The 2,569-nt window shown below is 67.2% G+C and carries 5 protein-coding genes; 3 read left to right on the top strand and 2 right to left on the bottom strand.

The window, feature by feature from the left end; genetic code table 11:
• Nucleotides 1-379: 379 nt before the first annotated feature.
• A complete protein-coding gene (locus ACLL9L_RS14885) occupies nucleotides 380-1,165 on the bottom strand; it encodes an alpha/beta fold hydrolase (RefSeq protein WP_411285441.1) in 786 nt (261 codons plus the stop codon).
• A 335-nt stretch (nucleotides 1,166-1,500) separates the two neighbouring features.
• Between ACLL9L_RS14885 and ACLL9L_RS14880 the strand changes: the two genes are divergently transcribed.
• Nucleotides 1,501-1,773: a hypothetical protein gene (locus ACLL9L_RS14880; RefSeq protein ID WP_411285440.1), complete on the top strand. Its 273-nt coding sequence runs from the start codon at nucleotides 1,501-1,503 to the stop codon at nucleotides 1,771-1,773.
• Nucleotides 1,770-2,036, top strand: coding sequence for a DUF2892 domain-containing protein (locus ACLL9L_RS14875; protein ID WP_411285439.1), 267 nt, complete (start codon nucleotides 1,770-1,772; stop codon nucleotides 2,034-2,036). Before ACLL9L_RS14880 ends, ACLL9L_RS14875 begins: the two co-directional genes overlap by 4 nt.
• Nucleotides 2,037-2,040: 4 nt before the next feature.
• Here ACLL9L_RS14875 and ACLL9L_RS14870 read toward each other — a convergent pair whose 3' ends face one another.
• Nucleotides 2,041-2,199, bottom strand: coding sequence for a hypothetical protein (locus ACLL9L_RS14870; protein WP_411285438.1), 159 nt, complete (start codon nucleotides 2,197-2,199; stop codon nucleotides 2,041-2,043).
• 148 nt (nucleotides 2,200-2,347) lie between these two features.
• Between ACLL9L_RS14870 and ACLL9L_RS14865 the strand changes: the two genes are divergently transcribed.
• Nucleotides 2,348-2,569, top strand: a 222-nt coding sequence (locus ACLL9L_RS14865; RefSeq protein WP_411285437.1) for a cation transporter, incomplete at its 3' end; no start/stop codon positions are given.

The following is a 2,569-nucleotide window of genomic DNA, read 5'->3' as shown; positions in this document are numbered from 1 at the left end:
TGGTCCACGACCGTGAGTAGATGAGGGCACGTCTTCTGCGTCTGACTGGCGAGACTACGAGGGCCTTACCGCAATTGACAGGGTAGAAGGTCCCGTTGACGCGCTTGGTTGCGCGGTGCAGGTCCGCATCGGCCTCCGGCGCATCTGCGTGCACAAATATCGTTACCTTGACTTCTCACAGAAATCCCGCGCCGGCGGGGGCCAAGCGCCTCAACGACGGGTGGAGCGACCGGTGCTGACCATTTGGACAAACACCGCCGAACCAGAACGCTTTCCAGCCTGTTGTAGACGGGGCAGTTTCGCCGCAAAGCATGCGGTGTGAACCGTGGGCGTCGGTGGTCCTGGACGTCTGGCGCGCTGCATCGGGCTTGTGAGCACATCAGGTCACGGGATCCTGTTCAATGCCCTCTGCCACGGCATCGCCGATGACTCCCCGACACCACGCGGGCTCGGTCAGGGGGAGTGCGTGGTCACTGTCCGGGCGGAGCAGCTGGCTCAGCCGAGGCCAGGTGTGGGCCAACTCTGCTGCACGCCCAGCCACTGGCACTGGGTCCGCGCTCCCCGCGGCGAGGGTGACCGGGATGCCCGCGCGGCCCAGGACGTCCACGGCGGCGGCCCAGCCGGCGTCGTGGATGAGTCCGCTGAGTGAGCCGGAGTAGGTTTCCCAGGTGTGCTGCACCCCGGACCGGGCGACGGGTACGGGGAGGTCTGGGCTGTAGGCGACGGCAATCCAGGAGGCGACCGTTCGATGGTGGCACATCCATGAGCAGACCATCCGGGGGAGCGGGCCGTCGCCGGCGAGGAGGGCCTGCATGGGGCCCATTCCCGAGATGTGTTCGTCGGCCTCGGTCCGGTTGAGGTATAGCGGCGCTCCGAAGGTGACGACGGATCGGACCCGGTCGGGGTGCCCGGCCGCCCACCGCAGGGCGAGACATCCCCCCATCGAGTGTCCGGCGACCACGGTGGGCCGTTGGTCCAGCTCGAGGGCGGCGAGGGCGGCGTCCAGCGCGGCGATGTGCGCTGCGGCGTCGGTGCTCTGTGTCGTGACCATGGATCCGCCGAAGCCGAGCAGGTCGGGGACAACGACGGTCGCGTTCACGGCGAGTTCGTCATAGACGGCGCCGAAACAGTTCCCAGCGGCGATCATGCCGTGAAGGAGCACCACGACCGGCCACCCCGATCCGAGAACGCGCACCTGCAGGGGGCCGGCCTGACGATCGCTGCCGCGACCCGGCGACCACGCAGCCACGGCTGGTGAGCGCCGGTGGCGCCACGACCACCTCGCGGCGCCACCCACAAGACCGCCACCCACAAGAGCGCCACCCGCAAGGGCGGCTGCGCACAGGCGGCGGCGGTAAGGGGTCATGGCCTTCATCCTGCCTGACGTCCTTCTCTGCCCGGCAGTCAAGCGCAGGAGGAAGGTCCGAGAACGGGGGCCGAAGGTCCCTGTGACGGCGGTGGGTCCGCATTGAGACTGGGTGCAGCGGCCCGACGTGTCCGGTGATTGTTGAGGAGGAGATCGTCATGTTTGATGGATTCGGCGGGTACGGTGACGGCTGGGGGTACGTGGCGATGATGTTCGGCATGCTCGTGTTCGTGGCGCTGCTGTTCGGGGCAGGCGTGGCGCTGAGCCGCGGTGAGCGAAGGAGGGGCGTGCCGGCCCTGACCAGCTCCCCCGAGGAGATTCTTGCCGGCCGTTTCACCCGCGGTGAGATTGACGAGGGTGAATACACCGACAGGCTTGCGGTGCTCCGTGAGCGGGTGTCGTCATGACCGGGCTGATCGCCGCATCCCGGTGGTCGACGTGGCGCATCGTCAACATCAGCCCGGTCGAACGCCTCGGACGCATCGCCATCGGCCTGGCCGCGGCGACGGCGGGGGTGGTCCTGCTGCTGTCGGCCGCCTCGGTTCTGACCGTCGGCCTAGAGATCCTGCTGGTGCTTGCGGGGCTGGACACGTTCGTGACGGGAGTCACCGGTCACTGCTGGCTGTATCAGAAGCTCGGTCGCGCGCCCATCCGATCGGGAGGTGCCTGATGAATCACGCCGGACATGGTGGTGGTGGTGGTAGGCACAGTTGGTTGATGATGGCCTGCTGCGTGCCGATGCTGGTCATCGCGGTCGTTCTGGCTGCCACTGGGGTGGTGAGCTGGACTTTCCTGATCTTGGCACTGGGCTGTACCGCGATGATGTTCTTCATGATGCGTGGCATGCACGGGGGAGAGACATCCCCGCCGCCGCAGGACACGAGTCCCACCGATGCGGATGCTGCAGCCAGAGCCCACCACCACCCCACCGACTGAGCGACCTACGCTCGTGCAAATGCAACCGATCTGAAGGAGTGTGGCATGGCTACCCGATCCACGAATTCTGAGCGCAGCGTGGTGTTGGAGGTTGACGGGTTGCACTGGGCGAGCGAGAAGAACGTGGTGGAAGCCACCCTTGGCCGCCGGCCGGGCGTGAGCAAGGTGGAGGCGAACCCCGTCGCCCAGACGGCGACGGTGACGTATGACCCTTCTCGTACCACGGCGCAGGACCTCGCCGGCTGGGTCAGGGACTGCGGCTACCAC

This window comes from Lapillicoccus sp. (genome assembly GCF_046595215.1).
GTDB lineage: Bacteria > Actinomycetota > Actinomycetes > Actinomycetales > Dermatophilaceae > Lapillicoccus.
Note: the sequence above shows the minus strand (reverse complement) of the source record. Positions and strands in the feature narration are given on the sequence as shown.

What these genes read in the sequence shown, in the direction of transcription:
- ACLL9L_RS14875 (WP_411285439.1), top strand. Translation starts at nt 1,770, where the DNA reads ATGACCGGGCTGATCGCCGCATCCCGGTGGTCGACGTGGCGCATCGTC.
- ACLL9L_RS14870 (WP_411285438.1), bottom strand. Translation starts at nt 2,199, where the DNA reads ATGAAGAACATCATCGCGGTACAGCCCAGTGCCAAGATCAGGAAAGTC.